A 26,960-nucleotide genomic window follows, 5' to 3' on the forward strand; every position below is an offset into this window, starting at 1 on the left:
AGAATTACCAGACGGCGGCAAAGATGCGCAACGGCTGGATCAACGGCTGCGCGGCGTGATGGTCGTGATGATGATGATGGTGGTGATGATGGTCATGATCATGCGGGTGGTCGGGAGGACAGCTGGCGGCAGCGAGATCCACCGGGCTGCCGTGTGGCGTGTTGAGGAACGCCTGACGCCACTGCTCTTCACGAATCAGCAATTCGGACATCGGAATCAATTGATGTTGTGACAGGATCTTTTCCAGACAGCTCAGCCATTGGCGATAGTAGGCCGTGTGCGCGTTTTCATCGCTGCGCTGCGGGAAGTCGTTAATCTCCTGGGCAAATTGTTCCACCCATTGTGGCCAGCTAAAGTAGCCGCGTTGAGACAGGGCCACCGCGATGACAAACGCATCGGCTTCCCAGGGTTGTGCAAAGGCGGGATCGGCCTCCTTCACCTGAGCAATAATCGCGTTTAACTCATCCATGCGCAGCATCCTCACATCTGCCCTGAATATAGTCGGACCAGACGCTCAGGTGGACGCTGAAATTCTCGCTATTCTCTCCCCACAACTCGGCGGCACTGAATTTCACCAGGTAGACGTACTGCGGTTTCTCCTGTTGCTCTGCGACCAGCGCATCGGGAAATACGCAGGCACCGTAGTTGGCAACAATCACGCCCTTTTTACCCCGCGCATAGCGCGGCAGGCGTGTATGACTCAGCGGATTTAAATTGTGCGTAGTAATAGTGTCACCCGGTTGATATTCCGGTGCGATCTCAACATCACGATGGTAATTGGGCGGTGTAGTAATTAAATCCAGGTAGCCCTGCGGTGAATAAGTATTCATGTTGTATCCTCAGGCGGAGAGTTCGGTAAGACGCTGCTGTAACTCTTGTTCGGTGAATACGCCGGTTTTACACATCAACTGCTCAATGGAAAATAACCAGTGCTCGTAATAACTGGATTGCAGATACTCTGTTACGGACATTTTCTCAATTTCATAACGGAAGTCATCCAGCACGATCTTTCCGCTCATAAAGAACACCAGCGTGGTGGCGAAAATATCTTTTTCCCATTGGCTGTGAAAATGAGGTTCATCGGCTTCAATCTCGATTGGACCTAAATTCTGCATGCCGCCGCAATCGTGGATATTATTCATGGTGTTTCTCCGCTTAAAGCGTGCGTGTGCCGATCATGGAGTCGCGTGTGACCAATGCGGCCAACTCGCTCTCACTCTTGTTTTCACTGTCAGCAGGGGGCTGAGGCAGCACGAAGTAACGGATTTCGGCATTGCTGTCCCATACGCGAATCTCCTTATTGGCCGGAATTTCAGTGCCAAATTCTGCTAATACGCCACGGGGATCAATCACCACACGTGAACGATAGGGTGTCGATTTAAACCAGATGGGCGGCAAGCCCAGCACCGGCCACGGGTAGCAAGAGCAAAGCGTGCACACCACTACGTTGTGCACGCTGTCGGTATTCTCCAGCACGTGCAGGGTAGCGGCTTCAAAGCCGGAGAAGCCGAGTTCATTCACCGCCTCGCGGCCATTTTCCAGTAAGCGTGCTTTGAAGGCGGGATCGCGCCAGGCTCTCGCCACCACCTGCGCACCATTGCGGGGTCCCACTTTGGTTTCGAAATAATCCACGATGGTGTCAGTGACCTCCTGACTCAGAAATCCCTTTTCTGCCAACAGGGATTGGATAGCACGGATCTTTAACGCGGCATCCGAAGGTAATACCGAAGGGTCCGACATAATGTCTCCTCCAAAGATTTTTACTGATGAGATGAATGAGTGTGTGAGAGACGTTAACGCTTCTGGTAATTACATCTTTGTTAATGCTGCCATTCGCTGTGTTTGAGCGGACAGCGCAGTGTTTAAAAATTTAATTGCACCCTTCTGGTGCTGATTGCTTTAATTAAGTGCAGAAAAGTGAGAGGGCTAAAATTAATTAAAGGTGGGCGGGATTAAATGCAGTAATACTTCTCATCGCTTTCGCTTCTGCTGGCAGAGAATAAAGATAATTTGAACGGCCACGTGGGTTTTGGCCCGCTTATTGCTAATCTAAAAAACGTGCCCCAATGTTGTGGCCCTTTTCTCGCATTAATGCAGACAGCGCTGTCTGTGTATCCGTTTATCTCTTCCGGTTCCCGGAATACTCCAACTCTATTTATTCCAATTACTTCATTGCGAGGGTGCTATGGCTATTAGTCGTCGTTCATTTCTTCAGGGATCTGCCGTATCAGCATTGGGCCTGGCTGCGGGGGTAGCACCAAAATTCACCTTCGCCGCTGACAGTAAAGACGCCATCAAAGTGGCGAGCATTCTCGATTTGTCAGGCGGGCTGGATATTTATGGCAAGCCGATGTCCAACGCCATCAACTTAGCCGCAGATGAGATCAACGCAGCCGGGGGATTGTTAGGCCGACCGCTGCAAATCATCAATTATGATGCGCAATCTAACATGCAGCTTTACGCGCAATACGCCCAGCAGGCCGCGCTGAAAGACAAAGTGGCAGTGGTGCACGGCGGCATCACGTCTGCGTCGCGCGAGGTGATTCGTCCGGTATTGGATCGTTTCCGTTCGCTCTATTTCTATCCTGCGCAGTATGAAGGTGGCGTCTGCGATCGCAACTACTTCTCTTCAGGCTCAACGCCCGCACAAACCGTGGAGAAACTGGTGCCGTACGCCATGAAGAAGTGGGGCAAGAAAGTCTATGTGCTGGCGGCGGATTACAACTACGGCCAGATTGTTTCGTCATGGGTGAAGAAGTCGGTGCGTGACAACGGCGGTGAAGTGATGACGGTGGAGTTCTTCCCGCTGGATGTCACGGACTTCGGTGCCGCCATTTCAAAAATCCAGAGCGCTAAACCAGACATGGTGTGGTCAGCGCTGGTGGGCGGGGCGCACATCTCATTCTACCGCCAATGGCATGCGGCAGGCATGAGCGGCAAGATTCCCATCGCTTCTACCGTATTCGGCGGCGGTAATGAACACATCATTCTGTCGCCGGAAGAGAGCAACGGCATTCTGGTGGCGGCGAACTACATGCAGGAAATTCCGTCTGCCGAGAACAAAGCGTTTGTCGATAAATTCCATGCTCGTTACGGCGACATGTACATCAGCGATCTGGCGATGGGCGCGTATCAGGGCATGTTGATTTGGGCCGAAGGGGTGCGCAAGGCAGGTGATATCGACCGCATGAAAGTGATCGAGGCGCTGGAGTCGGGCGTCACACTGGCCTCGCCAAGCGGTCAGCTGAGTGTCGATCCCACCACGCATCACTGTTCGCTGGACGTGCACATTGCCGAGGTGGAGAACCATCAGATGAAGATACTGGAAACCTTCACCAATCAGGCACCGGTCGATACCGCCATGGTGTGCGACCTGAAGAAAAATCCACGTGATACCAAACAGTATCAGATTGAGCTGTAACGGGAGGCGCTAATGGATCTGTCGATTATCTATGGCATCGAAGTGCTGAATGCCATTGCGGTGCTGGTGATCATGAGTCTGGGGCTGGCGGTGGTGTTTGGCATGATGAAAATCGTCAATATGGCGCACGGCGAATTTATGATGCTGGGCGGCTACAGCGCCATTATGGCCACTAACCACTTTGGCGTGCCGATCTGGATCTCCATGCTGGTGGTTGCGCCGCTTTGTGTTGGCGTGTTTGGCATGGTGATTGAACGCGTCATTATTCGTCATCTGTACGGCCGGATGATCGACACCATGCTGGCCACCTGGGGATTGAGTCTGGCGTTGATCGGTGCCGCGACCATGCTGTTTGGCAACACCACGCTCGGCATCAGTTCGCCGCTGCCCAGTGTGAATGTGGGCAGTTACAGCACCAGCGGCTACTCACTGTTTATGATTGTGTTTGCGCTGTGTCTGGTGGCGGCATTGTGGCTGCTGCTGCGCTTCACCACATTGGGATTGTGCGCGCGTGCCACCATGCAGAATGCGCGCATGGCGGCGGCGCTAGGCAGCAATCCCGGTAAAATCTACAGCCTGACCTTCGGTCTGGGAGCCGCGCTCTCCGGATTGGGGGGCGCGCTGCTGGCACCGATCACCGGCGTGATACCGACCATCGGCGTCAGCTTTATTGCCAAGGCCTTTATCACGGTGATTGGCGGCGGTAGCGCCATCATCGCCGGCACGCTGACCTCTTCCACGCTGTTTGGCACCATTTCGCAACTGGTGACCTATCTCTCCACGCCGGTGTTTGGTGCGGTGGCGCTGCTGTTGAGTGCCATTGTCCTGCTGCGTCTGCTGCCGCAGGGCATCACCGGGCGCTTCTTCAGGAGATCGCTGTAATGAAACTGTTTTCGGAAAAAGTGCGCATTGTGCTCAGTGCGCTGATGCTGATCCTGCTGGCGTTTTGGCTCTCTGGCGTGATTGAGCTGTACACCTTGCTCTCTATTACGGTGTTTTTAGTGATGGGACTGTTGTCACTCAGCCTGGCGTTTATCTGGGGCTACGGCGGCATCCTCTGTTTTGGTCAGGCGGCATTTTTTGGGCTGGGGGCCTACACCTACGCCATCTGTGCCATTAATTGGGGCGACTCCACATGGGCGGTGGTGATGGCGATTCTCTTGCCAACGTTGTTCTCGCTGCTGCTGGGTTACGTGATCTTCTACGGTGGCGTCAGTGATGTGTACCTCGGCGCGATCACGTTAGCCGTGAGCCTGGTGCTGTTTAACTGGGTAAACTCCACCTCGGGCAGTGAATACCATATCGGCGAAGCGCTGCTGGGTGGGTTCAATGGTATTCCGTCAGTGCCGACACTCAACATGCCATTCCAGCCAGATGCCATTTTGTCACCGGAGGCGATCTTTATGGTGACCGCCGGTGCGTTGGCGCTCTGCTATGCGCTGCTGAAGTTTGTGCTGCTCAGCCGCTTTGGCAAAACGGTGGTGGCCATTCGGGAAAACGAAAAGCGCGCAGGACTGCTCGGCTACAACGTGCCGGCACATAAGCTCGTCACCTTTGCCATTGGCGCGGCGATTGCCGGGTTAGCGGGATGCCTGTACGTCAACTGGGGTGCCTTTGTCAGCCCCGGGGTGTTTAGTATCAGTCAGTCGGCACAGATCATCATTTGGGTGATTGTCGGGGGGCGCGGCACGTTGATCGGTCCGGTGATCAGCTGTGTGCTGTTGCAGTGGATGGTGACGCGGCTGGGCGCGCAGCAAACGGTGGATGTCAATCTGGTGCTCGGCGTGATTCTGGCAGTGTTTGTGCTGCTGATCCCCGGAGGCATTTTACCGACCTTACAACGGCTGTGGCGACGCAAGCGTCCGAACACGCTGCCTGCAACCCGCACATCGGTGAGTGAGGTGAAACCATGACGGCAACAGTCCTATTGGAAACCCGCAAAATGGGCGTCAGTTTTGGTGGTGTGCATGCGGTGAAGGAGGTGGATTTCACCCTGCATGAAGGGGAGCTTCGCTGCTTGATCGGCCCGAACGGCGCGGGGAAAAGCACCTTTTTCAAAATGCTCAGCGGTCAGGTAACGCCCACGCGCGGTGAGTGCCGCTACCGCAATCAAGTGATCTCCGGCAAACGCCCGTGGGATATTGCCCGGTTGGGTATCGGCATCAAAACTCAGGTGCCGAGCGTCTTTGAAGGGTTGAGTGTTCGGGAGAATCTGTGGCAGGCGGCAGCCAATAAGCTGGCGAAAGCGGCTCTGTCCTCCGCAATTGATCAGGTGTTGCACGATATCGGACTGGAAGATCATCAGGATGCCGTGCTCTCGGAGTTGGCGCACGGGCAGCGACAGTGGGTGGAGTTAGGGATGATCCTGATTTCTCGTCCGCAACTGGTGTTGCTGGATGAACCCGCCGCAGGCATGACGCATCAGGAAGTGCGTAAAACCGCCCAGCTGATTAAAGCGATCAATCAACAGAGCACTGTGGTGGTGGTGGAGCACGATATGGAGTTCATCAGCATGATCGCGCAGCAGGTCACGGTGTTTAATCAGGGCGCGGTGCTGGCGGAGGGGACTTTCCGCGAGGTGACGCAGAATCCTCTGGTGAAAGAGGCGTATCTCGGCAATCTGGAGATTAAACATGCTTGAAATAAAAGAGATGGTCTCGGGCTACAACAAAATTCCGGTCCTGCACTTGTCCGAGCTGTTTGTCGGGGCGAAATCCTTCACCGGTGTGTTAGGACGTAACGGCATGGGAAAAACCACGCTGCTGCGCACCATCATGGGAGAGCTACCTGCCTGGCAGGGAACAATCGCGCTCAACGGCATTGATATCACGCGCTATCAGGCCCACCAGCGGGCGGCGGCCGGCATCGGTTTTGTGCCGCAAGGGCGGCAAATCTTCCCGCTGCTGACTGTGGAAGAGAACCTGCGCATGGGCTGCGTGAAGCACTTTTCGCGCGCGGGTCAGATCATTGAGCAGATGCTGGAGATTTTCCCGCGCCTGAAACGTTTACTGGCTCAACCGGGCGGGGCGCTCTCGGGCGGCGAGCAGCAACTGCTGGCGTTGGCGCGCTGTCTCTGCGGGCAACCACAGCTGGTATTGTTGGATGAGCCGACCGAAGGCATCCAGCCCAATATCTGTGATGAGATCATTGAGACGTTGCAGCGGTTACGCCATGAAATGGATATCTCGATCATTCTGGTGGAGCAGGATATCGAGTTTCTGTATGCGCTGTCGGATCGGATTCATGTGATCGAAAAAGGGCAGATCGTGCAGCAGATTGATCCGCGCACCCAGCCGAGTGCCAGTGTGGCGGAGCAGTTTTTAGGGTTTCACGCTTAAATCGGTCAAGCGGGACGGGGTGCATGCCCTGTCTCGCCTGACACAGCACCCGGCAGCAGCAACACAGCATCGATTGCCTGACTCCTCTAACGTGATGCTTCGAACTTCAGAATGCACACGGGTGAAACATGAATGAGCCATCTTTGCTGAAAACGCTTGCGGGTGTGCGGTTGCATATTTTCCATCCTGATTCGCAAAGCGTGCGGGCTTTTTGTGCCTCGTTGACGCAAATCGGTTGTCACGCACAACACAGCTGGCCGCCTGTCGCCGAACGTCCGGCTGACGCGCAACTGCTGTTGGTGGCGATTGAAAATCACCACGAGGCGGTATTAACGCCGCTGTTTCGTTCATTGCAACAGCATCACACACCGGTGATTGCCCTGGCGAACTGCCACGATGCGCGCCTGTTCCCGCTGCTAATGAAACTGCAACCCGCTGCTATCGCCGAGCGAGAACTAAACCCCTTTGCCTTGATTGTGCAGATCATCGGCACCTGGCAATCCGCCCAGCAGAATGTCCAGTTGCGGGGTGAACTGCAGGCTCGCCAACAGCGTAAAATGAGAAATGAGCGACTGGCACAGGCTAAAGGCGTGTTGATGCAGACTTTCGGTCTGGATGAGTCGGGGGCATATCGCTTTATGCGTACCGAAGCGATGAACACGCGCAGCAGCCTGGAATTTACTGCTGAGCGTGTGATCAGTCAGTTGCAGAAAGGGTAAAACAAAGCGCCGTTACACCTCGCTTTGACGCAGCAGACTGCTTGGGGTGTAACCAAACGCCTTGCGGAAAGCGAGACTGAAGTGCGACATATCGCTAAAGCCGTGATCCAGCGCCACCTGAGTGATGTTGCGCGCTTTACCTTCGGCCAGCGCTTTGCGACACGCCAGCAGGCGCTCCTGCCAGACAAAATTCATCGGCGTAGTGCCGTGTGCAGCAAACACGCGGCTGATGGTGCGCGGTGAAACATGATGGGCATTGGCAATTTGCGCCATGGTCAGGTCCGCTTCCTGCAGATTTTGCCGTAAATAACTCACCACCCGCGAGTAAAGATCCGGTTTTAGTGCGTCATCGCCTTTCTGCAAATTGACACTCACCGAGATCATATTGATCAACGTATTGGCGAACTGTTCCGCGAGAAAGGTGTTCTCACTCTCCGCGTTAAAGACAAATGCCTCTTCCAGTAATTGCTTGAGTGAGGTCATTCCGGGACGACTAAGATCCAGCGTTTTCCCCGCAAGCCGGGCAATCGCTGGCGCCTCTTTTTCAATCATCTGACGGGGCAAATGCACAATATTGATGGCCACGTTATCCATGGCGAAATCAAAGGGCGTTGCGGCATCGTAAATCACCACATCCCCTGCGCTCACCCGTGACTGGTTATCGTTTTGCCGCAATGTCCCGATGCCGGAACGAACGTAGCCGAGATAAAAATCATGATTAGGATGGCGGCGAATGCACTCGGTGGTGCGTTGCCACACCAGCGCGGTTTGGGACACATGGTGTGCGATATCGACATGGCCCAGCATGGAATAACCAAAGCTGCCGGAAAAAGTACCGGCATTAACCTGACGCGCTTCGGCATTAATCAAGCGTGAACAGACGGCATCGCGCCAGGCATCAAAGCGGTGGCGATTATCTAAGTGATCCGTGGTGAACGTTTCTTTCATGGCAACATCCCCTAAACCTGGCGAAAAGGGTGAAATCACAACAAACCAAGCAAGTTTCAGGCCATATCGACATGAAAAGGCCGCACGCGAAATGCAGTGCGGCCAAAATAAGCAGCTTTAGATAGCAGGATGTTTTTTATGCCATTCAGTGACTTGCTGATAAGCCCAGGCGCCCTGAATCATTGCGGTTTCATCGAAATGGGCCGCCACTAACTGGAAACCAATGGGTGCACCGGCGGAAGTCATGCCACATGGCAGGGTGATGGTCGGATGCCCGCTCGCGTCAAATGCACTGGTATAGCGCAATACGCCGTTAAACAGTGCCTGATCGGTACCAAAACGGGTCATGGTGTCCCAGGTTAATCCGGCATAAGCGGTGGCGGGGGCCAGAATCAAATCCACTTTGCTGAACAGGGCAGAAATATCGCCACGCAGTGCCGCACGGCTCAGCAGCAGGCGCTGATACTCCAATGCGGTGACCTGATGGCCAAGATCCAGCAGACCAGATAATCCTGGACCATATTGATCTTTCTGCGCCGGATAGGTCTCTTCATGCGCCAGGGCGGTTTCCACTGCACAAAGCGCACTCCACTCGGCGGCGGCTTTTTCCGTGTCTGGTACGGTGATATCCACGAAGGTGGCACCCAGCGATGTCAGGGTAGCTATCGCTGATTCCAGCGCGGCACGGGTTTCCGCATCCACCTTTTCCAACGCCCAGCACGCATCCAGTCCGATGCGCATTTTACTGACACCGCGCGTCATCAACGCCAGGTAGTCCGGCACCGGCTCGCTGCTGGAGGTCGGATCTTTATCATCGCGCCCGGCAATGGCTTGCAACATCGCAGCGGCATCGCCTGCAGAGCGTGCCATCGGTCCAATGTGATCGAGCGACGCCGCCAGCTCACAGGCACCGTGGCGCGTGACGCGACCCCAGGTGGGTTTGATGCCGGTCAGTCCGTTGGCATTTGACGGGAAGCGAATGGAGCCGCCGGTATCGGTGCCAATCGCGCCATAACAGAGTCCAGCCGCAGTAGCGACGCCAGAACCGCTGGAGGAGACACCGGTCCAGAGTGCGCTGCCCCAGGGGTTATTAGGGCGGGTGATTTCCGGATGGTGATCGGCAAAGGCGCTTTCAGTTTGCGTCAGCTTGCCGAGGATCACCGCACCAGCAGCGCGGAAACGATCAACCACTGTGGAGTCTTCCGCCGGATAGTGATCCTTGTGGATGATCATGCCGTGGCTGGTGGGCGCATCCTTGGTCCAGATCAGATCTTTTAACGCGATCGGCACGCCGTGCAACGGACCACGCAGTTGGCCTGCCGCGATTTCCTGATCCGCTTCTGCCGCCAGTTTTAACGCACTGTCGCGCATCACGTAGAAATAACTGTGCAGATCGCTATCCAGTGTGTCGATGCGCGTTAACAGTGATTCAGTGACCGCTACCGAGGTGATGTCGCCAGACTGAATCAGGCGTCCAATTTCCAGCAAGCTTTTGTAATGCAGATTATTCATCGCGACTTTACCTCTGTTCAAGGGGGGCTACCTGTACGGTAGACAATGTGTTGATCAACAACGTAAATCAGACGCGCGGGTTCGGCTGTGTTTAGGCAGACAGATGCTGTGCCAGAAGTGCCAGCGGCCTATCAGGAGCTGGCGTTAACCGTAGGGGAACGTTAAAGCATGGCGATATGATGCCGATAACCTTCAGGAATAGTTCACAAGAAGGATTATTTTGATGCTAAATGGGATTGGCAACGGCGTTCTACGCAACCTGATTTCTGCGGGTTCAAGCGTAACTACCACCGCAAACAGCAAGGCAGCACAAAGCCACTTACAGGCTGAAGCGTCCACGAAAGTGACCTTCAGTGAAGCAAGCGAGGCCATTGCCGCCATCTATAAAATTGTGCCAGCACAGGTACAGAGTAGCGGCACGATCACCAGCAATTTACAGGCGCAACTCAACGCGGCGTCACAATCGGGCGGCGTTGGTATGAACGGTATCGGCAGCAGTTTACTTAAGGGCCTGGTTCAAAGTGGTGACAATGTCACGCTAAGCGTGCCCGCAACCTCAGCAGCCAACGGCACCAGCAACAGTCAGAGCGCGGTGGCACTCACCGTGACCACACAATCGGGGATTGAGGTGAGTCTGCAAATCACCCGCCAGCAGGGCGGACTGGTGGTGGAGCTGAATACCAGTGGGGGTAAACTCAACAGTGATGAGGCCACAGCCATCAGCCAACTCTCCGACGGTTTGCAAAAAGCGCTGGACGGTTTGGACGCAGGGACAACTCAGCTAGATATCAGCGACCTGATGAAGTTTGATACCTCGCAGTTGAAAAGTGTCGATTTGAAGACCGATCTGCGTAATGGCGACAATGTGTCGCAGTCCCTCAACCTTCACGCAGATGATAAAGAGCGCTGGCTCGGTTTTCACAACGGGGATGTCAGTATCAAACTCGATACTGATGTGTCAAAGCTGACTCAGGCAGGCAGCGCCGAACAGCAGGCCGCCGCACTCGATCAGTGGTCTGCCAAAATGGATCAGGCCGCAACGCGTGGGCACGGCGATCGCGACATGCTGAATCTCTTCAAAGCCAGCTTCCGGGCGCTGAATACCACGCAAGGACAGGCAAGCCACAGCGTGAATACCCAGCGAGTGATCTCCATTGATGCTAATGCCGCTAAAAACGGTGCCATTAGTGGATTGGCCGATTTTTCCGCCAGCTATCAGCAGACGCCGCGCTCTGATAATCCTTATAAACCGGATGAGCAGGACACTTTCTCTTTAGAGGTCGCGCAGCAAACCCGCTCGCAACAGCACACTGATACCCAGGATTTGACACAGGATACGCTGTTCAAACTCAAAGCCAGTTTCCACACCGCACTGGATTCAGACGGGGCAGCGAAACTGACGGCACTTAAGTCATCTCAAAATTACCGCTATCATCTGATTGACGATGAAGAGCGTAGCCAGACCGTGGTTTCGCAGAACAAAAAAGGTGAGCTGACAGCACAGACTACGCAGCAACTCACGCAGCATGAGACGGTGAAAAGCTATCAGCAAGCCAAGCTTATCGATAGCGTGGAGATCCCGCACAGCGAGAAAAGGGTCTCTTCACAGAATTACGCCCGCGCACTGTTTGAGTCGGAAAATTAAACACGATGCCCAGTACCGTCATCTTGATACTGGGCATTTTATTTTGTTAATGCGTTTTTTAACCAACATTAGTGTTAATTGCTATTAAGACTTTCCCCGGCATTTATTTGCAGCACGCTTGCCGTTCTCCGCGTATACCTTATTATCCCAGGGCTTGATGATGGTATATCTGATTAGTGGCAACGGATTGCCAGATATAGCATAACTCACGCTATTTACTTGTTTTATCCCCCCTGATTAATATCCCGTTCAATTCTTTATTTATTCCATGGCCCGCTGCGAACGACAGAGCGGGCTTGTTATTCACTGCGCGGTAAAAGTGAAATAAAAAATGACGCAAAACAGTGATTCCTTAACGCCACGCACTGCGGTGATAACCACAGATGCAGAGGCCATCGCCGCCGCACAACATCTGGCAGAGCTGGCGTTGAGCGGCGCGATAGAACGCGACCAGCAGCGTATTTATCCGCGGGAACTGCTCAATCAGTTCACCCAACTGGGGCTCGGTAGTATTAGTGTGCCGCGCGAATATGGCGGTGGCGGATTGTCATTTCAGACCGTGGCGGAAGTCTTTCGGGTGATCGCAGCCAGCGATCCTTCTCTGGGACAAATTCCGCAAAATCATTTTGGTTTAATTCAATTCATTCTTGGCGAAGGCAGCGCGGCACAGCAGCAGTTTTTGTTGAGCAAAGTGGTGCAGGGTCAACGTCTGGGTAATGGCGGGCCGGAAAAAAATACCCAACACACGCGAGATGTGCAGGCCCGATTGGTGACAACGTCACAAGGTTTGCGGCTGACTGGCGAAAAGTTCTACTCCACTGGCGCACTGTTTGCGGACGTGCTTGCCACTACCGCCATTCATGGTGAGCAGCCGGTGATGGCGTTTATTCCACTGCCTGCTGTCGGGGTGGAAATTATTGATGACTGGTCAGGCATCGGACAGCGCACCACCGCCAGCGGCACGGTGAAACTGCAGCAGGTTACGGTGGAGGCGGCGCTAACCATGCCATTACCTACAGCCGATAAACCCACGCTGCGCGGTGCGGTGTCTCAGCTGATTCAGGCTGCCATTGATGCCGGGATCGCGCAGGGTGCGCTGGATGAGGCGCTGGCGTTTGTGCGCAGCAGTTCCCGTCCATGGGTCGATGCGGGAGTCAGTCGTAATGCCGACGATCCCTATATCCTCGCCGACGTTGGGCGCATCAGCACCGAGCTGAGTGCAGCCAATGCGCTGTTGGCCCGCGCCGCCCGCGTGATTGATAGCGTTGATCAGCAGTCACTCACTGCTGAAAACTGCGCGCGCGCCTCGATTGCGGTGGCAGAAGCTAAAGTGCTCACCACTGATGTTGCGCTGCGCGCCAGCGAGAAACTGCTGGAATGGGGCGGCAGTCGCGCCACGCTGCTGCGTCATGGCCTCGATCGCCACTGGCGTAATGCGCGCACCCATACGCTGCACGATCCCGTTCGCTGGAAGCATCACGCCATCGGAAACTATTACCTCAACGACGTGCTGCCTGCGCGTCATGCCTGGATTTAAGGAGTCTTCATGACGCAGGTTTCCGCAAAACAGCGTGCGGAGCGTATCAGCAGCGCGGTACAGGCGCTGGATGTCGCATACGCTCTCGCTGAGCGTTTCCGCAGCGGTGCGGCTCAGCGTGATCACCAGCGTGAGCTACCGCATGCAGAACTGCAGCGCTATTTTCAGTCGGGTCTCGGTGCCATCACTGTGCCGCGAGAACATGGCGGCATCGCCATTTCCACCGCCGAACTGGCTGAGATTTTCGTGATTCTCAGTGCAGCAGATGGCTCAATCGGCCAGGTGCCTCAAAATCATTTTTATGCGTTGGAAGTGCTGCGGATTAACGGCAGCGAGGCGCAACAGCAGCGACTGTACGCTGAAGTATTAGCCGGAGTGCATTTGGGTAATGCCTTAGCGGAGTTTAGCTCGCCTTCCGCGCACCAGCGCACCACGGCGATCGCCCAACAAGCTGAGGGACTGCGCCTCAATGGCGATAAGTTTTATGCCACGGGCGCGCTGTTCGCCGATCGTATCCCCACGCTAGCGCTGGCCGATGACGGCAAAGAGCAGTTGGTGTTTGTGCCGCGCCATCAAGCGGGTGTCACGGTGATTGATGACTGGAGCGGTTTTGGACAGCGCACCACCGGCAGCGGCAGCGTGCAGTTCCGAGACGTGGCAATTGCCGCAGAAGATGTGGTGCCATTCCAGACCGCGTTTGAGCGACCGACCACCGTTGGCCCGTTCGCGCAGATTATGCATGCCGCAGTGGATCAGGGTATCGCGCGTGAAGCGTTTAACGACCTGCTGAGCTTTGTGCGTGAACGTGCGCGGCCGTGGCCAGACAGCGGCGTGACAAAGGCTAGCGAAGATCCGCTCACGCTGGATCGTATTGGCCGGCTGGCGTCACGACTGAGTGCCGGTGATGCATTGCTGGCGGTTGCTGGAGACGCGGTAGACGCCGCGCAGCATGAATCAACGGCGGAAAACGTTGCGCGTGCCTCGATAGAGGTGGCGAAAGCGCGCGCCTGGACCACCGAAGTGTCACTGGAAGCCAGCAATCTGCTGTTTGAGCTGGGCGGATCGCGCGCCAGCTTGCGAGAGCATCATTTCGATCGCCACTGGCGCAATGCGCGCACTCACACGCTGCACGATCCGGTGCGCTGGAAATATCCGGCGATTGGCAACTATCTGCTCAACGATGTGCTGCCGCCGCGCCGGGGGACAATATGAGCCAGAAACAGATCCTGCTCAACGCGTTCAATATGAACTGCGTCGGGCACATCCATCATGGGATGTGGACGCATCCAGACGATCGTTCGGTGGATTTCAATTCGCTGACGTACTGGCTGGATCTGGCGCGGCTGCTGGAGCGTGGCCTGTTCGACGGCCTGTTTATTGCTGACATTCTCGGTGTTTACGATGTGTATCAGCAGGGCATCGGCTTGACAGCCAGCGAGTCGATCCAGTTGCCGGTCAACGATCCTTTGATGCTGATCTCCGGCATGGCAAGCGTCACGCAGCATCTCGGTTTTGGTGTCACCGCTAACCTAAGCTATGAAGCGCCGTATCCGTTTACCCGCCGTTTCTCGACGCTCGATCACCTCACTCAGGGACGCATTGGCTGGAATATTGTCACCGGCTATCTCGACAGCGCAGCACGTGCCATGGGCCAGAGGCAGTTACAGGATCATGACCGCCGCTATGATCAGGCCGATGAGTTTCTCGATGTGGCTTATCAACTGTGGGAAGGCAGCTGGCAGGATGATGCATTACAAGCTGACAAGGCCAAAAGGGTTTACGCCGATGCCAGCAAGATCCATGCAATCAACCATCAAGGCGAGTTCTATCAGGTGCAGGGTTATCACCTGAGCAGCCCCTCACCACAACGTACTCCACTGCTGTTTCAGGCGGGTTCATCGACGCGTGGCGTCCAATTCGCCGCACGCCACGCTGAGTGCTCGTTTGTCAATGCGGCCTCACCGGCGGCGATGCGCGAGCAGTCCAAACGTTTGCGCCAGGCGGCGGTGGCAGCAGGGCGCCAGGCTGACGATCTGCGCATTTTTATGGGTGTCAGCGTGATTGTCGCCCCCACTGAGCGCGAAGCGCAGGAAAAGCATCGCAGCTATCTCGAATATGCCAGCCCGGAAGCGGGTATCGCACACTTCTCCAGTTCGATTGGCCTGGATCTGGCGGCGTTTGGTCTGGATGAACCTATCCAAAGCGGCGACACGCGTGCCATTGAATCGGTGAGTAAGGCGTTCAGCGGCTGGACACGCCGTCGCTTACTGGAGCAGCACGCCATGGGCAGCCGTTATCCGCTGATTGTCGGCAACCCTTCACAGGTGGCGGATGCGTTGATTCAGTGGATCGACGAAGGCGACATCGATGGCTTTAACCTGACGCGCATCCTGAATCCGCAAAGCTACCGTGATTTTATCGATCTGGTGGTGCCGGAGTTGCAACAGCGCGGCCGCTATAAAACCGCCTATCAGCCTGGCAGCTTGCGGCAAAAAATATTCCAGCAGCAGGACCGTTTGCCCGATCGCCATCCGGCGGCGCGCTGGCGGTCCGCTCAAAACATTCGTTAATTTAACCTCAGGGATTTGATATGAAGATTGCACAGGTACTGGCGCTCAGCGCCTCGATTTTGACCTTCGGCGCGTTTGCCGCCAATGATTATAGCGGACCGCTGAAAGTGGGTACGACAGCCGCCTTCGCGCCGCCGCTGGAAACCGCCGTGGCTGAAGCCAAAAAGCAAGGGCTTGACGTGCAGCTGGTGGAGTTCACCGACTGGACGGCACCGAATGTCAGCGTGGAGAACGGCGACATTGATGTGAACCTATTCCAGCATAAACCCTTCCTTGAAAACGCCAATCAGCAGGGCGGTTTCCACCTGGTGCCCTATGCCCCGGCCATCATCAATAACATCGGTCTTTACTCGAAAAAGCACACGGCTATTGATCAGATCCCGGACGGCGGTACGGTGGCGATTGCCAACGACCCGATTAATGGCGCACGCGGGCTGCTGCTGTTGCAGAAAGCGAAATTGATCACCCTCAAGCCGGGTGCAGGCCTCAAATCCACCGTGGATGATATCGCCAGCAATCCGAAGCATCTGAAGATCATCGAAGTCGAAGCCGTTCAGCTGTCGCGTTCGCTGGATGAAGTCGACCTTGCGCAGGGTTATCCACATTATCTGCGTTTGTCGAAAACCATCGATCCGAACAATGCGCTGCTGTTTGATGGCCTTGAACATCCTGAGTATGTGATTCAGTTCGTGGTGCGCGAAGGCCATCAGGACGATCCGCGCCTGAAAAAGTTTGTCGATATCTACCAGCACTCCCCAGTAGTACGCGCCAAACTGGATGATTTCTACGGCAAGCTGTATCAGCCGGGCTGGAGCCAGTAAGGATGGTGAGCCTGACGATTCCCGGCGAGCGTGATGCGCTGCTGACGCCTACCGTGGATGCGGCTGGCAAGGTGCACGTGCAGATTCATGCGCTGAGCAAACGCTATGCCGGACAGGCGCAGGAGGCGCTGAAAGAGATCGATTTGCAGGTTAAGCGCGGTGAGATCTTTGGCATTATCGGCCGCAGTGGCGCGGGAAAATCCACGCTGATCCGCTGCCTAAATCGTCTGGAAAAGCCCACCCAGGGAACGGTGGTGATTGATGGTATCGACCTTAGCAGTTTAACTGACCGCGAACTGGTGGCGTGGCGTCGTCGTACCGGGATGATCTTCCAGCACTTTAATCTGCTGTCGGCGAAAACGGTAAGAGAAAACATTGAGTTGCCGTTGAAAGTAGCGGGCGTGCCCGCGCAACAACGGCGGCAGAAGGTGGATGAACTGCTGGCGCTGGTGGGGCTGGAGGAGCGCCAAAACGCATGGCCTGCACAACTTTCTGGCGGACAGAAACAGCGGGTCGGCATTGCGCGCGCGCTGGTGCACGACCCAGAGTTGTTGCTGTGTGACGAAGCAACCTCGGCACTCGATCCCGAAACCACGCGTTCAATTCTGGCGCTGTTGAAGAAAATCAATCAGCAGCGGCATATCACTATTGTGCTGATCACCCATGAAATGGATGTGGTGCACGATCTCTGTCACCAGGTGGCGGTGATCGATCAGGGTGAGATCATTGAGCGCGGCCCGGTGTGGCAGGTCTACAGCGATCCGCAGCAGGAGACCACACGGCAGTTGCTCAATCCGCAGTTTTCGGCGCTGCCCGAAGCGCTTCAGCCGCTGCTGACGCCGACGCGCCAGCAGCCCGATTCACGCTTATTGGTGCGATTGCGCTATAGCGGGCAAGGCGCACAGCCTGACTTAGCGGCGATCAGTGCACGCGTGCCGGGTGCGTTAACGCTGATTTATAGCGCGGTTGAGTGGGTTGAGCGTAAGCCCACCGGGCAACTGCTATTGTTGCTGGATGCCCATCACGATGCGGCGCAGGTGTATGACCTGCTGGCAGAATCAGCGGATCAACTGGAGGTTGCAGGTTATGTCACTGAGTCTTGAACGTTTATGGACCGGGCTGCTGGATACGCTGTTGATGGTCGGCGTGTCATCGCTTTTGGCGCTGGCGATTGGCCTGCCAATGGCCGTGATTCTAGTGGTGACGGGACGCGGCGACCTGTTTCCCAGCCCGCTGTTAAATCGTGTATTGGGATGGGTAGTGAATCTGTTTCGATCGATCCCGTTTTTGATCCTGATGGTGGCGCTGATCCCGTTTACCCGCTGGATTGTGGGTACCACCTATGGCGTGTGGGCGGCAGTGGTGCCCTTGACCTTAGCGGCGACGCCCTTTTTTGCGCGCATCGCCGAAGTGAGTTTGCGTGAGGTGGATAAAGGATTGACCGAAGCGGCACAGGCGATGGGATTTCATCGCTGGCATATTGTCTGGCATGTGCTGTTGCCGGAAGCGCGTCCCGGCATTGTGAGCGGCTTTACCATCACGCTGGTGACGATGATCAATGCTTCCGCCATGGCCGGTGCGATAGGCGCCGGCGGATTAGGCGATCTGGCCTATCGCTACGGCTATCAGCGCTTTGATATGCAGGTGATGTTGACGGTCATCGTGGTGCTGGTGGCGTTGGTGACGGTGCTGCAATTTTGTGGTGATCGGCTGTCGCGGCGGTTAAATCACCGCTGATCTATGAATGGAGCGCAATTTCTACACCTTTGCGGTAGGGTGCGGCCTTCAGGCCGCCCACCTCAGCGTATCTGTAATTCCTCCAGCGCGGTCAATAGCGCATCGACTTTCGGCAACAGCTGCTTGCGGCGCGGCCATATCAGCGTCAGAGCCAATCCATCGGGCTGTTGCTCCGGCAAGATGATCTCCAGTTCACCGCGCGCCAGTGGCTCGCGCACCAGCCAGGATGGCATCTGCGCCACGCCTAACCCGCCACACAACGCCTGCACTTGTGCATCCACGTCGCCCAGCGCCATCCGGTGTGGCACATTGCGCCAGTGCGGATGCCCATCGGCGGTGGTAAACAACCATGGCTTACTGCTGCCATCCACACGTTCATACATGATGGCCTGATGCTGCAATAGCTCGCTTTCATTGTGAGGACGTCCATGGCGCGCCAGATAATCGGGTGCAGCGCAAAAAACCATGCGCTCGCGACCCATCTGACGGCAGCCAAGCGAGGCCGGTACGTCCGGCGATCCGCCAATGCGTACTGCGACATCGATCCCCTCATCAAACAGATCGATAAAACGATCCGAGAAGGTGAGATTAAGTTCCAGCTCGGGATGTTGCTGACAAAACGGAATCAGCACCGGCATGACGCCAAGGCGGCCATAGGTATTCGGCACCGCCACGCGCAATCGCCCCGAGGGAATAGTGCGCTGCGCCGCCAGCACCGCTTCGGCTTCGGCCAGCTCCTCCATGATGCGCAGGCAGGTTTGGTAGTAGGCGTTGCCCGCATCGGTGAGCTTCAGACTGCGCGTGGTACGTTCCAGCAAACGTGAACCAAGACGAGTCTCCAGCCGTGTGACGCTTTTACTGACTGCGGAACCGGTCAGGTGCAAACGTTCCGCCGCCGCTGCGAAACTGCCGCTCTCGACGCTGGCTACAAAGGGAACAATGTCTTTCAGGCGCTGATCGTGCATCTATTCATGAATCCAGGTTGTGAATGATGTGAATTAAAGCCAGAGATAGGAATTCAATTCTCTATTAGGCTAATGATTACTGAAACCGAGGAGAATTGAAATGCAAAAGCAGGCGTTAATTGTCGGCATCAGCGGCGTCATTGGACGAGCGCTGGCGGAAAAACTGCAAAGTGAAGGATGGCAGGTGACGGGATTGTCACGCGGACGCGGCGCGATCCCCGAAGGTTGCCGCAGTTTGACCGCAGATCTGACCGATGCTAATGCGGTCAGCACTGCACTGTCACAAGAGAAGCCTGATGCGGTGTTCTTTAGCGTCTGGGCGCGTCAGGAGAACGAAAAAGAGAACATTCGCGTGAATGGCGGCATGGTGCGCAATGTGATTGAAGCGCTGGGTGAGCGCCTGAACGGTGCGCACGTGGCGCTGGTGACCGGGCTGAAACACTATTTGGGTCCATTTGAGGCGTATGGCAAAGGTGCTGTGCCGGTGACGCCGTTCCGTGAAGAACAGGGACGCCAGCCGGTCGATAACTTCTACTATGCGCAGGAAGATGAAATCTTTGCCGGTGCCGGAAAATATGGCTATCGCTGGAGCGTGCATCGTCCCCACACCATCATCGGTTATGCAGTGGGTAATGCCATGAATATGGGGCAGACGCTGGCGGTGTATGCCACGCTGTGTCGCGAGAAGGGCTGGCCGTTTATCTTTCCTGGCTCGCCGGAACAGTGGAACGGTATTGCGGATGTGACCGACGCCGGTTTGCTGGCGGAGCAGCTGCTGTGGGCAGCGACGGCGGATGAAGCAGCCAATCAGGACTTCAACGCGGTCAACGGCGACGTATTCCGTTGGAACTGGCTGTGGCCGCGACTGGCCGCTTACTTTAACGTTGAAGCCGCCGCGTATCCTGCACAGATGATGCCGTTAGAAGGGCGCATGCAACAGGCCGCAGACGCATGGCGGGAAATTGCCGCGCGCGAACAACTGCGTGAGGCGGACATCAATAAGCTGGCTTCGTGGTGGCACACCGATGCGGATCTTGGGCGTCCAATGGAAGCGTTCACTGACATGAGCAAAAGCCGCAAAGCGGGATTCACTGGCTATAGTTCCACGCTGGATTCGTTTATTGCGCTGTTTGATCGGCTGAAAGCGGAGAAGGTGATTCCTCAGTAGTTTTATTCATTGTGATCGGTGTTCCAGGTGCGCATTAATGCGCACCTTCATGAACAACAACTCATACTATTTTGGGGCTGTAATATCCGACATGAGGTATCCGAGCCCTTTAGTCCAACAAATCTTCCCTGTCTTCCCGTTCCCGTATTTTACGCATTACAGGCCGGACGTCGTTACTCAGGTATTCCATGGTGGTGAGAAACACCATGCGTTGCTTATCAAAATTCTTGCGATAAAACATAAATCGCAGGCCGGGTGCACAGACCAGTAATTCAACACCTTCGTCCATAAGCGTTTCAATATTCGATTCTGTGGTGTCGCGCGTGAAGCGCCAGTTCAATTGGCGTTTATCGATCGCCTTCTGCACTGCGGCGATATATTTATCTTCGCGAAAATAGGCAAACAATCCGCCACCCACTCCGAATCCCGGTGTTCTGAACAATGTTGGACTGGGCATGTAGATAAATACGATGTTTTTCATCGACGATTATTCCTTAATCTTGATGGATGAACATGCTAGCAGAAGCCTAATGAAGGATTCTTTACGCTAAACTGGCGCTATCTTGTTGATATCATGTGATGATAACATGAGAATGATTCTCAACAACAGGAGGTTGTTATGTTTAAGGTCATACCCATCATTCTCACTCTGGCATTATCAGGTTGCACCACTTCATCCGCCAATAAAGCACAGCCTAAAGCCCTGCGAATGGATAAGCCTGAATATCCTTTTTATGCTGCAAAGAATCATATCGAAGGAAAGGTGCAATTTTTTTATGATGTCGATGCGCAAGGGAAGGTCAGTGAAATGCGCATTGTGCAATCCACACCCGACCATCTGTTTGATGACGCGGTTATAAGAGCGGTGAACAAGTGGCGATTTGAAAAAGGCCATCCCGCTAAAAATATTCCAATGAAAGTGGTGATGCGCGTGAGTCCTCCGCCCAATATCAGTGATTCGATGTTGTGATGGGTGAGTGATCCTGGAGTGCCTAAGGTGTGGTGAGAAAAGCATACAGATTTCGAACCGTGTCTGCCCTGAAATGAAGTGACAGCCGTCCTGCGATGGCTGTTTGTATGCCGCATCTAAACCTGGGTCAATCCACCATCAACGCAGATCTCAGCGCCCGCAATGTAACTGCTTTCATCACTGGCAAGGAACAACGCAGCATTCGCCACCTCTTCCGGTTGTGCCATTCTGCCGAGCGGTATGGCGCTGGTGAGTCCATTTCGAACCTGTTCTGAAGCTGCTGCCATCATTTCGGTATCCACAGGGCCGGGTGCGACCACATTGACGCGAATACCGCGAGGGGCGAGTTCACGGGTCCAGGTGCGGGCAAAGGAGCGCAGAGCGGCTTTGCTGGCAGAGTAAACACCATAGCCTTCCGTGCCAATCACATCCGCAATCGAGCCAATCAGAACCACGCTCGCACCCGGTTTCAGCAGGGGCAACGCGGCTTGTAAGGCAAAGAGCGGCGAGCGCACGTTAAGTCCGAAAATCTGCTCGTAGTGAGACTCACTGATCTCGTCTAACCGGGCGTATTCCGACATACCCGCATTGATCACCAACACATCCAAATGGCCTGACGTGCTTTTGATGGTGTCCATAATATCGGCCAGCTCTTCGTTCTGACTAACATCGGCGCGTAATGGCTTCGCGATGCCGGATATCTTGCGGCTGGCAGTAGCTAATTCTTCTTCACGACGGGAGGTAAACCAGGTGGTTGCTCCTTCGCTGGCGAAACGCTGGCTGATCGCCAAACCGATACCTTTTGCGCCGCCCAGTACCACGGCAACTTTGTTTTCTAATCTGCTCATCTGCAATGCTCCTTTAAGAGTGGAACCCAGATGATATAAAAACTATACTTGATATCAATTACGCACTTAGTTTATATCAGATATATACGGGTATATCGCCATGAATGAGAAAACTGACAAACCTTTGATTGATATCGGTAAAACCCGACCTGTTTTGGAAAACATCACCAATAAATGGTCGATATTAATTCTCACCGTGCTTTGCACACAGCCCTCAAGGTTCAATGAGATTCGCCGCAGACTAGAGGGGATTACCCATAAAGCACTGGCGGATGCGCTCAAACGTCTGGAGCGCAATGGTCTTGTGAACCGTAAAGTGCTACCAACTTCGCCGGTGAGCGTGGAATACAGCATCACACCTTTAGCGCAGACGCTGCAGCAACCCTTTATGGCCCTGGCGAGTTGGGCGATGGAGTACGGCCCGGTGATGGAACAGGCTCAAGCCGCTTACGACCTCACAAAACTGGAAGCGAACAAATTAGTGGAAGAGGTCTAAGGATTGGGTTTTTATTTTAGGAAACGAGATAGATTGGCAGCGCATTAGTTTATATACGCTGCGCTGCCGTTTAATTTCTGTATTAACTCTTATTAGAGAGTGTCCTAGTATTGCCTCAACCCAATCTTACCCAGCGGCGACCAAGTAGCACTGTCATAACGATAATCACCGCAATGGCGGCCAGATGCATGACAAAATCCATGGCGTGCAGATGCACCGGATGACAAAACGCCAGCATAGTGACGGCCATGCAGGATATGCCCAGTCCGGCCATCGCCAGGCTGCGAACCGGATGGAGTGCACGTGTCTTGCGTAAACTGGCAATCATCAGCACCATCATCGGTGTGCTCACCACTAACAGGAAGGTAAAACAGCGCGTGCTGTCATTATCATGTGCCTCAACTTCGGCGTGCGGGATACTGCTCAGGCTCAGGCCCAGCCACAATAAACCCAGCGGCAACAGCACTTTCCAACTGACACTGCGGCGACCAGGGATGCTCATGTTGAACGCATTACGAATCGCGAACAAGCCGAGCACAAACGCCAGCGCCAACTGGATGAGCGCGCGCATCGCACCGGGTTGTGACCAGTCGGTGAGGGTGCGCTGCACCAGAAAACTGGCGGCGATGCCGCAGGGTAGTGCCAGCAGCAGCCACATCAAGACACGCCAATAAGTCGGCCGCATCGGTTGAACGGGCTGCATGTCGCGGCTGAGTTTTTCGATTAACAGGTCATGATTATTCATGGTGTGCTCCAAAGCGACGCAGATTACTCAGCGCGCGATGCAACAGCGATTTCACCGCTGCCACACTTAAATTGTTATGTTCTGCCGCTTCACTCAGGCTCATTTCGCGTAGATGGACGTGTTCAACAATCTCACGTTGACGCGAGGGAAGCTGGCGCAAATAACTGGCCAGCTCCTCTTGCGTCTCTAGCGGTGGTGTTTCTGGCGCAATGGCGGCTTCAGTTAACGTTTCTTCATGAACTTCCCATTGCTGATGTCGTCCGCGCCGCCGCAGGGCATCGACTGCGCGAGCGGAGATGATGGCCATCAGCCAGGGTAAGAACGGGTAGGCAGGATCATAGGTGTGACGCACCCGATGCACTGTTAACAGCACATCCTGAATCACATCTTCCACTAATGCCTGGTCGGTGAGTTGTTGGCGTATTTGCCCGCGTATCACCGGCACTAGCGCTTTGAGCAGTCGGGTGTAGGCGAGTTGATCGCCCGCCTGCGCCTGTTCCATTAGCGCGGGCCAACTTTCGCGCGCGCTATCACTTGCTTGCATAATCCGCCTTGAAACAATTACGCCTTGGTGCTGGCCGCTTGCAGCGCATTCACCACAATGCTCGGTGTCAGCACTTGCGGTAGCACTTTTGGCGGCCCGCCATCGGCGGGGTAAACCAGATACATCGGCAGTCCGCCCTGACCAAACTCGCTCATGGCGTCATCGACATCGGGATTAAACTTGGTGGAGTCAGCCACCATATACACCGTACCGGTTTTTGCCAACGCGTCTTTCACTGCCTGCGTCGAAAGGGAGGTTTTTTCATTCACCTGACAGGTAATACACCATGAGGCGGTGAAATCGACAAAGATGGCTTTACCGTGTCCACGTTGAGAGGCGACGGCTTGCGGTGTCCATTTCTCTTTAGTGAGCTGGCTGGCTACCTGGTCACCTGCCAGCGCTGCGCCCGGTTGAATTAACTGTGGCAGTGGGGCCAGCACGGCGATAACCAATACGGCGGTCACGGCGAACAGCACTTTATGGCCTTTACCGGCAAAGCGGCGATGTTGCGCCATCCCATATAGCCAGCCCGCGAATGCTACCACCACTGAGGCTGCTAACAGTGTAGCCAATGCCGCGCTGCCTGCCTGTTGCGCGAGCACCCACACCAGCCAGGCATAAGCGCCAAACATCGGGAAGGCTAAACCGCGCTTCAGTACATCCATCCATGCGCCTGGACGAGGCAAGAATCTCGCCAGCTGAGGGAAAAGAGAAATCAGTGTGAAAGGCGCTGCGAAACCGAGTGCCAGGGCGAAGAAGATCACCAGCGCCACAGCAGGGGGTTGCACCAGGGCATAGCCAATCGCACTAGCCATAAACGGTGCCGCACAAGGGGTGGCAACCAAAATCGCCAATACGCCAGTGAGTGCAGAACGTAAGAAGGCGCCGCGATTGATTTCAACGGATCCTACACGTTGTACCGACAGGCCCACTTCAAATACGCCGAGCAGATTGAGCGCAGCGGCAAGGATCACTAGTGACAGCAGGGCGATCACCAGGGGGGATTGCAGTTGGAAACCCCAACCGACAGCGGCCCCGCCTGCGCGCGCGGCCAGCAAAATACCCGCTAGCGCCATCATGGTAACGATCACGCCCAGTAAAAAGCCTAAACCTTCACGACGCGCGTTGGCGGCATTGTCAGTATGGCGCAACAGGCCAAGCGCTTTCAGGGAGATGACAGGAAAGACGCAGGGCATTAAGTTCAGAATGATGCCGCCAATAAAGGCGGCCAGCATGGCGGTTAACATCGCTGGCCTCTTTGCTTAGTTAGTTTGCGGATGTGCAGCGTCGTACTGCTTCACGGCGGCGAGGGCTTTCTCAATGTGCGTATCCGGGTTTCTATCAGTGTAACTCAGCAGGATGTCGCCATTAGGCGCAATCACATAAGAGGTACGATCGGAAAGGGTTTTGCCTTTCATCTGCATGGTGGTTTGATACTGAGCGGCCACTTTAGCACCTGGGTCGGCGGCAACAGCGAATTTGTCACGGCACTCCAGTTTAGAGAAATCGCTCACCTGATCGGTATTGCCTGCAGTCACACCAATAACTGTGGCGTGCATTTTGGTGAAGTTGTCGGTGGCTTCGGCGAAGTCATGCGCTTCAATCGTACAGCCCGCACTGAATGCGGCCGGGAAGAAGTAAAGCACCACTGGCCCTTTTTGCAGCGCTTTTTGCAGCGAGAAGGTCAATGGTTTGCCGGCTAATGCACCTTGCAGTTCAAAATTTGGTGCTTTTGCGCCAACCGGCAGCGCAGCGCTGGCGTTAAAAGCGGTGGCAGAAAGGCCCAATGCGGCGGTAATGCTCAGAGTACAAACGAGGGTTTTGAACGATTTCATTATCTGCTCCTGCGATGTAAGGGAGGTCCGGTTTTAGTGACTCAATACATCAGTTCGCTGGAGGAGGCGGAAAGGTTTCGGTGCCAGTAAAAAAAAGTTAAATTAGCGACGCAATGTGACTCATGGAAAAAGAGGCTAAGAGAGATGAATCGGAATTATTTCAGTAAAATCATTTTGTTAATTGGGTTATCTTGCTCGGCCACCGCGCTGGCGGCACCTGTCATTGATAGCGATGTGGCTTCCCTGATCAATCAACGCCTGTCCTATATGAAGGATGTGGCCGGTTATAAAGCCGCCAATCATCTTGCGATTGAAGATCTGCCGCAAGAAGAAAAAGTGCTGGCCAGTGCTGTGCAGCAAGCCGAAAAGCTGGGCTTAGCGGGCGAGTCTGTGAAACCCTTTGTGCAGGCTCAGATGGATGCAGCAAAAGCGATTCAATATCGCTATCGCGCAGATTGGCTCTCCACACCTGAACAAGGTTGGCAGCCTTTGCCGCTGGATCAGGTCAGAAGCAAAATTAATGTGCTGAGCGCCAGCATTCTGAGTGGGATCCGTGCGCAGTTAGCCGAGGGAAAACCCTTCATCGATAAAGCCGCCTTTCTGCACACGCTTGATCAAGCGAATCTGGAACAGGGTGATAAAACGCGGCTGTGGGAAGCCCTGCAGAAAATTAGTCTGAAGAAGTAACGGTTATTCATAAGAGGCGTAACAAGATTACGCCTCCCTAATATGTCGTTTACCTTTAAGACTGCAATATTATCCACGATATCCCCACGTGGGGATAAAGCATCCATTATCCTCAGGTGGGGATAAAATTCAGATGACCAACGATCCACTCCGCCACCTTTTCCTTATAACCCCAACTGAACTCCCTATGTCCTGCTCAAGAATCCCCTCTGCTATAACTGCTGCGAGTTGATAACGCGTAGGAAAAGTTTTTCATGGATATTCGTAAAATTAAGAAACTGATCGAACTGGTTGAAGAGTCCGGCATCTCCGAGCTGGAAATCTCTGAAGGTGAAGAGTCAGTTCGTATCAGCCGTTCACCTGCAAACGCTGGCTACCCGGTCATGCAACAGGCTTATGCTGCGCCAGTGATGCAGCAGCCTGCGCTGGCGACCGCCGTTGCACCTGCAGCCGC

At 54.8% G+C, this 26,960-nt stretch carries 30 protein-coding genes and 1 pseudogene; 18 read left to right on the plus strand and 13 right to left on the minus strand.

The genetic code is table 11. The features are described 5' to 3' along the window. Positions 1 to 4: 4 nt before the first annotated feature. The 4 genes from AC1MDE_RS22450 to nthA are packed head-to-tail and all read right to left on the minus strand — an operon-like array spanning position 5 to position 1,740. Positions 5 to 469: a nitrile hydratase accessory protein gene (locus AC1MDE_RS22450; protein ID WP_479403202.1), complete on the minus strand. Its 465-nt coding sequence runs from the start codon at positions 467 to 469 to the stop codon at positions 5 to 7. Continuing rightward, positions 462 to 830: an SH3-like domain-containing protein gene (locus AC1MDE_RS22455; RefSeq protein ID WP_058960263.1), complete on the minus strand. Its 369-nt coding sequence runs from the start codon at positions 828 to 830 to the stop codon at positions 462 to 464. Before AC1MDE_RS22455 ends, AC1MDE_RS22450 begins: the two co-directional genes overlap by 8 nt. Positions 831 to 839: 9 nt before the next feature. Continuing rightward, positions 840 to 1,142, minus strand: a complete 303-nt coding sequence (locus tag AC1MDE_RS22460) for an SH3-like domain-containing protein (protein WP_058960262.1) — start codon at positions 1,140 to 1,142, stop codon at positions 840 to 842. Positions 1,143 to 1,155: 13 nt separating this feature from the next. Then, complete coding sequence (nthA, locus tag AC1MDE_RS22465) at positions 1,156 to 1,740, minus strand: nitrile hydratase subunit alpha (protein ID WP_058960261.1); 585 nt, start codon at positions 1,738 to 1,740, stop codon at positions 1,156 to 1,158. A 445-nt stretch (positions 1,741 to 2,185) separates the two neighbouring features. Between nthA and AC1MDE_RS22470 the strand changes: the two genes are divergently transcribed. From AC1MDE_RS22470 to AC1MDE_RS22495, 6 genes are all read left to right on the plus strand, one after another. Next, positions 2,186 to 3,421, plus strand: a complete 1,236-nt coding sequence (locus AC1MDE_RS22470; protein WP_480345096.1) for an urea ABC transporter substrate-binding protein — start codon at positions 2,186 to 2,188, stop codon at positions 3,419 to 3,421. 12 nt (positions 3,422 to 3,433) lie between these two features. Then, positions 3,434 to 4,303 (plus strand): branched-chain amino acid ABC transporter permease, encoded by an 870-nt coding sequence (locus AC1MDE_RS22475; RefSeq protein WP_480345097.1) that lies wholly within the window; start codon positions 3,434 to 3,436, stop codon positions 4,301 to 4,303. Further along, positions 4,303 to 5,334, plus strand: a complete 1,032-nt coding sequence (locus AC1MDE_RS22480) for a branched-chain amino acid ABC transporter permease (protein WP_480345098.1) — start codon at positions 4,303 to 4,305, stop codon at positions 5,332 to 5,334. The genes AC1MDE_RS22475 and AC1MDE_RS22480 overlap by 1 nt, the downstream gene beginning before the upstream one ends. Further along, complete coding sequence (locus tag AC1MDE_RS22485) at positions 5,331 to 6,062, plus strand: ATP-binding cassette domain-containing protein (protein ID WP_166932726.1); 732 nt, start codon at positions 5,331 to 5,333, stop codon at positions 6,060 to 6,062. Before AC1MDE_RS22480 ends, AC1MDE_RS22485 begins: the two co-directional genes overlap by 4 nt. Further along, positions 6,055 to 6,759, plus strand: coding sequence for an ABC transporter ATP-binding protein (locus AC1MDE_RS22490; protein ID WP_480345099.1), 705 nt, complete (start codon positions 6,055 to 6,057; stop codon positions 6,757 to 6,759). The genes AC1MDE_RS22485 and AC1MDE_RS22490 overlap by 8 nt, the downstream gene beginning before the upstream one ends. Before the next feature lie 128 nt (positions 6,760 to 6,887). After that, complete coding sequence (locus AC1MDE_RS22495; RefSeq protein WP_058960255.1) at positions 6,888 to 7,478, plus strand: ANTAR domain-containing response regulator; 591 nt, start codon at positions 6,888 to 6,890, stop codon at positions 7,476 to 7,478. A 12-nt stretch (positions 7,479 to 7,490) separates the two neighbouring features. On the opposite strand, the gene AC1MDE_RS22500 is transcribed toward AC1MDE_RS22495, so the two are convergent. Further along, positions 7,491 to 8,426, minus strand: coding sequence for a helix-turn-helix domain-containing protein (locus AC1MDE_RS22500; RefSeq protein WP_058960254.1), 936 nt, complete (start codon positions 8,424 to 8,426; stop codon positions 7,491 to 7,493). 117 nt (positions 8,427 to 8,543) lie between these two features. Further along, positions 8,544 to 9,938 (minus strand): amidase, encoded by a 1,395-nt coding sequence (locus tag AC1MDE_RS22505; protein WP_058960253.1) that lies wholly within the window; start codon positions 9,936 to 9,938, stop codon positions 8,544 to 8,546. A gap of 223 nt (positions 9,939 to 10,161) precedes the next feature. On the opposite strand from AC1MDE_RS22505, the gene AC1MDE_RS22510 reads away from it, so the two are divergent. The 7 genes from AC1MDE_RS22510 (at position 10,162) to AC1MDE_RS22540 (ending at position 18,248) form a co-directional block, all read left to right on the plus strand. Next, positions 10,162 to 11,583 (plus strand): hypothetical protein, encoded by a 1,422-nt coding sequence (locus AC1MDE_RS22510; protein WP_480345100.1) that lies wholly within the window; start codon positions 10,162 to 10,164, stop codon positions 11,581 to 11,583. A 331-nt stretch (positions 11,584 to 11,914) separates the two neighbouring features. Continuing rightward, positions 11,915 to 13,120 carry an SfnB family sulfur acquisition oxidoreductase gene (locus AC1MDE_RS22515; protein WP_480345101.1) on the plus strand — a complete coding sequence of 402 codons (1,206 nt, stop codon included), beginning with the start codon at positions 11,915 to 11,917 and terminating at the stop codon, positions 13,118 to 13,120. A 9-nt stretch (positions 13,121 to 13,129) separates the two neighbouring features. Then, positions 13,130 to 14,332, plus strand: a complete 1,203-nt coding sequence (locus AC1MDE_RS22520) for an SfnB family sulfur acquisition oxidoreductase (RefSeq protein ID WP_058960250.1) — start codon at positions 13,130 to 13,132, stop codon at positions 14,330 to 14,332. Then, positions 14,329 to 15,690 (plus strand): LLM class flavin-dependent oxidoreductase, encoded by a 1,362-nt coding sequence (locus tag AC1MDE_RS22525; RefSeq protein WP_480345102.1) that lies wholly within the window; start codon positions 14,329 to 14,331, stop codon positions 15,688 to 15,690. The genes AC1MDE_RS22520 and AC1MDE_RS22525 overlap by 4 nt, the downstream gene beginning before the upstream one ends. A gap of 20 nt (positions 15,691 to 15,710) precedes the next feature. Continuing rightward, a complete protein-coding gene (locus tag AC1MDE_RS22530; RefSeq protein WP_058960248.1) occupies positions 15,711 to 16,511 on the plus strand; it encodes a MetQ/NlpA family ABC transporter substrate-binding protein in 801 nt (266 codons plus the stop codon). Positions 16,512 to 16,513: 2 nt separating this feature from the next. After that, complete coding sequence (locus AC1MDE_RS22535) at positions 16,514 to 17,614, plus strand: methionine ABC transporter ATP-binding protein (RefSeq protein WP_480345103.1); 1,101 nt, start codon at positions 16,514 to 16,516, stop codon at positions 17,612 to 17,614. Beyond that, on the plus strand, positions 17,598 to 18,248 hold the full coding sequence (locus AC1MDE_RS22540; protein ID WP_058960246.1) for a methionine ABC transporter permease: 651 nt from the start codon (positions 17,598 to 17,600) through the stop codon (positions 18,246 to 18,248). Before AC1MDE_RS22535 ends, AC1MDE_RS22540 begins: the two co-directional genes overlap by 17 nt. Before the next feature lie 62 nt (positions 18,249 to 18,310). Here AC1MDE_RS22540 and AC1MDE_RS22545 read toward each other — a convergent pair whose 3' ends face one another. Next, positions 18,311 to 19,213, minus strand: coding sequence for a LysR family transcriptional regulator (locus AC1MDE_RS22545; protein WP_058960245.1), 903 nt, complete (start codon positions 19,211 to 19,213; stop codon positions 18,311 to 18,313). A gap of 100 nt (positions 19,214 to 19,313) precedes the next feature. Between AC1MDE_RS22545 and AC1MDE_RS22550 the strand changes: the two genes are divergently transcribed. Continuing rightward, positions 19,314 to 20,381: an SDR family oxidoreductase gene (locus AC1MDE_RS22550; RefSeq protein WP_058960244.1), complete on the plus strand. Its 1,068-nt coding sequence runs from the start codon at positions 19,314 to 19,316 to the stop codon at positions 20,379 to 20,381. Between the two features lie 109 nt (positions 20,382 to 20,490). Here the strand turns inward: AC1MDE_RS22550 and AC1MDE_RS22555 are convergent, their stop codons facing one another. Further along, the gene (locus AC1MDE_RS22555) at positions 20,491 to 20,862 is read right to left on the minus strand and encodes a hypothetical protein (RefSeq protein WP_479403196.1); all 372 of its coding nucleotides are present in this window, start codon (positions 20,860 to 20,862) and stop codon (positions 20,491 to 20,493) included. A 138-nt stretch (positions 20,863 to 21,000) separates the two neighbouring features. Here AC1MDE_RS22555 and AC1MDE_RS22560 point away from each other — a divergent pair, with 138 nt between their 5' ends. After that, positions 21,001 to 21,351, plus strand: a complete 351-nt coding sequence (locus AC1MDE_RS22560; RefSeq protein ID WP_058960242.1) for a TonB family protein — start codon at positions 21,001 to 21,003, stop codon at positions 21,349 to 21,351. 116 nt (positions 21,352 to 21,467) lie between these two features. Here the strand turns inward: AC1MDE_RS22560 and AC1MDE_RS22565 are convergent, their stop codons facing one another. Continuing rightward, positions 21,468 to 22,199 (minus strand): SDR family NAD(P)-dependent oxidoreductase, encoded by a 732-nt coding sequence (locus AC1MDE_RS22565; protein ID WP_480345104.1) that lies wholly within the window; start codon positions 22,197 to 22,199, stop codon positions 21,468 to 21,470. A 100-nt stretch (positions 22,200 to 22,299) separates the two neighbouring features. Between AC1MDE_RS22565 and AC1MDE_RS22570 the strand changes: the two genes are divergently transcribed. Beyond that, positions 22,300 to 22,695, plus strand: a complete 396-nt coding sequence (locus tag AC1MDE_RS22570; protein WP_479401928.1) for a winged helix-turn-helix transcriptional regulator — start codon at positions 22,300 to 22,302, stop codon at positions 22,693 to 22,695. 115 nt (positions 22,696 to 22,810) lie between these two features. Here the strand turns inward: AC1MDE_RS22570 and AC1MDE_RS22575 are convergent, their stop codons facing one another. Genes AC1MDE_RS22575 through AC1MDE_RS22590 form a run of 4 tightly spaced genes read right to left on the minus strand, consistent with a single transcriptional unit; the run spans position 22,811 to position 25,819 of the window. After that, on the minus strand, positions 22,811 to 23,440 hold the full coding sequence (locus tag AC1MDE_RS22575; protein ID WP_480345105.1) for an NrsF family protein: 630 nt from the start codon (positions 23,438 to 23,440) through the stop codon (positions 22,811 to 22,813). Then, entirely contained in the window at positions 23,433 to 23,984 is a 552-nt protein-coding gene (locus AC1MDE_RS22580; protein ID WP_058960238.1) for a sigma-70 family RNA polymerase sigma factor, read from the minus strand. The genes AC1MDE_RS22575 and AC1MDE_RS22580 overlap by 8 nt, the downstream gene beginning before the upstream one ends. 17 nt (positions 23,985 to 24,001) lie before the next feature. Next, a complete protein-coding gene (locus AC1MDE_RS22585; RefSeq protein WP_160867169.1) occupies positions 24,002 to 25,231 on the minus strand; it encodes a protein-disulfide reductase DsbD family protein in 1,230 nt (409 codons plus the stop codon). Between the two features lie 15 nt (positions 25,232 to 25,246). Further along, positions 25,247 to 25,819 carry a peroxiredoxin gene (locus AC1MDE_RS22590; RefSeq protein ID WP_058960236.1) on the minus strand — a complete coding sequence of 191 codons (573 nt, stop codon included), beginning with the start codon at positions 25,817 to 25,819 and terminating at the stop codon, positions 25,247 to 25,249. Positions 25,820 to 25,963: 144 nt separating this feature from the next. Here AC1MDE_RS22590 and AC1MDE_RS22595 point away from each other — a divergent pair, with 144 nt between their 5' ends. Both AC1MDE_RS22595 and AC1MDE_RS22600 read left to right on the plus strand, forming a co-directional pair. After that, positions 25,964 to 26,506 (plus strand): chorismate mutase, encoded by a 543-nt coding sequence (locus AC1MDE_RS22595; protein ID WP_058960235.1) that lies wholly within the window; start codon positions 25,964 to 25,966, stop codon positions 26,504 to 26,506. Between the two features lie 254 nt (positions 26,507 to 26,760). Beyond that, positions 26,761 to 26,960 (plus strand): annotated as a pseudogene (locus tag AC1MDE_RS22600) (acetyl-CoA carboxylase biotin carboxyl carrier protein); the annotation flags it as partial.

Source organism: Pantoea folii, from assembly GCF_056678875.1.

Coding starts and splice junctions, on each gene's coding strand:
- AC1MDE_RS22555 (WP_479403196.1), bottom strand. CDS start 20,862: ATGAAAAACATCGTATTTATCTACATGCCCAGTCCAACATTGTTCAGA.
- AC1MDE_RS22585 (WP_160867169.1), bottom strand. CDS start 25,231: ATGTTAACCGCCATGCTGGCCGCCTTTATTGGCGGCATCATTCTGAAC.
- AC1MDE_RS22565 (WP_480345104.1), bottom strand. CDS start 22,199: ATGAGCAGATTAGAAAACAAAGTTGCCGTGGTACTGGGCGGCGCAAAA.
- AC1MDE_RS22575 (WP_480345105.1), bottom strand. CDS start 23,440: ATGAATAATCATGACCTGTTAATCGAAAAACTCAGCCGCGACATGCAG.
- AC1MDE_RS22500 (WP_058960254.1), bottom strand. CDS start 8,426: ATGAAAGAAACGTTCACCACGGATCACTTAGATAATCGCCACCGCTTT.
- AC1MDE_RS22595 (WP_058960235.1), top strand. CDS start 25,964: ATGAATCGGAATTATTTCAGTAAAATCATTTTGTTAATTGGGTTATCT.
- AC1MDE_RS22480 (WP_480345098.1), top strand. CDS start 4,303: ATGAAACTGTTTTCGGAAAAAGTGCGCATTGTGCTCAGTGCGCTGATG.
- AC1MDE_RS22520 (WP_058960250.1), top strand. CDS start 13,130: ATGACGCAGGTTTCCGCAAAACAGCGTGCGGAGCGTATCAGCAGCGCG.
- AC1MDE_RS22510 (WP_480345100.1), top strand. CDS start 10,162: ATGCTAAATGGGATTGGCAACGGCGTTCTACGCAACCTGATTTCTGCG.
- AC1MDE_RS22550 (WP_058960244.1), top strand. CDS start 19,314: ATGCAAAAGCAGGCGTTAATTGTCGGCATCAGCGGCGTCATTGGACGA.
- AC1MDE_RS22535 (WP_480345103.1), top strand. CDS start 16,514: ATGGTGAGCCTGACGATTCCCGGCGAGCGTGATGCGCTGCTGACGCCT.
- AC1MDE_RS22570 (WP_479401928.1), top strand. CDS start 22,300: ATGAATGAGAAAACTGACAAACCTTTGATTGATATCGGTAAAACCCGA.
- AC1MDE_RS22515 (WP_480345101.1), top strand. CDS start 11,915: ATGACGCAAAACAGTGATTCCTTAACGCCACGCACTGCGGTGATAACC.
- AC1MDE_RS22580 (WP_058960238.1), bottom strand. CDS start 23,984: ATGCAAGCAAGTGATAGCGCGCGCGAAAGTTGGCCCGCGCTAATGGAA.
- AC1MDE_RS22485 (WP_166932726.1), top strand. CDS start 5,331: ATGACGGCAACAGTCCTATTGGAAACCCGCAAAATGGGCGTCAGTTTT.
- AC1MDE_RS22505 (WP_058960253.1), bottom strand. CDS start 9,938: ATGAATAATCTGCATTACAAAAGCTTGCTGGAAATTGGACGCCTGATT.
- AC1MDE_RS22460 (WP_058960262.1), bottom strand. CDS start 1,142: ATGAATAATATCCACGATTGCGGCGGCATGCAGAATTTAGGTCCAATC.
- AC1MDE_RS22530 (WP_058960248.1), top strand. CDS start 15,711: ATGAAGATTGCACAGGTACTGGCGCTCAGCGCCTCGATTTTGACCTTC.
- AC1MDE_RS22470 (WP_480345096.1), top strand. CDS start 2,186: ATGGCTATTAGTCGTCGTTCATTTCTTCAGGGATCTGCCGTATCAGCA.
- AC1MDE_RS22545 (WP_058960245.1), bottom strand. CDS start 19,213: ATGCACGATCAGCGCCTGAAAGACATTGTTCCCTTTGTAGCCAGCGTC.
- AC1MDE_RS22490 (WP_480345099.1), top strand. CDS start 6,055: ATGCTTGAAATAAAAGAGATGGTCTCGGGCTACAACAAAATTCCGGTC.
- AC1MDE_RS22475 (WP_480345097.1), top strand. CDS start 3,434: ATGGATCTGTCGATTATCTATGGCATCGAAGTGCTGAATGCCATTGCG.
- AC1MDE_RS22540 (WP_058960246.1), top strand. CDS start 17,598: ATGTCACTGAGTCTTGAACGTTTATGGACCGGGCTGCTGGATACGCTG.
- nthA (WP_058960261.1), bottom strand. CDS start 1,740: ATGTCGGACCCTTCGGTATTACCTTCGGATGCCGCGTTAAAGATCCGT.
- AC1MDE_RS22450 (WP_479403202.1), bottom strand. CDS start 469: ATGGATGAGTTAAACGCGATTATTGCTCAGGTGAAGGAGGCCGATCCC.
- AC1MDE_RS22495 (WP_058960255.1), top strand. CDS start 6,888: ATGAATGAGCCATCTTTGCTGAAAACGCTTGCGGGTGTGCGGTTGCAT.
- AC1MDE_RS22525 (WP_480345102.1), top strand. CDS start 14,329: ATGAGCCAGAAACAGATCCTGCTCAACGCGTTCAATATGAACTGCGTC.
- AC1MDE_RS22560 (WP_058960242.1), top strand. CDS start 21,001: ATGTTTAAGGTCATACCCATCATTCTCACTCTGGCATTATCAGGTTGC.
- AC1MDE_RS22455 (WP_058960263.1), bottom strand. CDS start 830: ATGAATACTTATTCACCGCAGGGCTACCTGGATTTAATTACTACACCG.
- AC1MDE_RS22590 (WP_058960236.1), bottom strand. CDS start 25,819: ATGAAATCGTTCAAAACCCTCGTTTGTACTCTGAGCATTACCGCCGCA.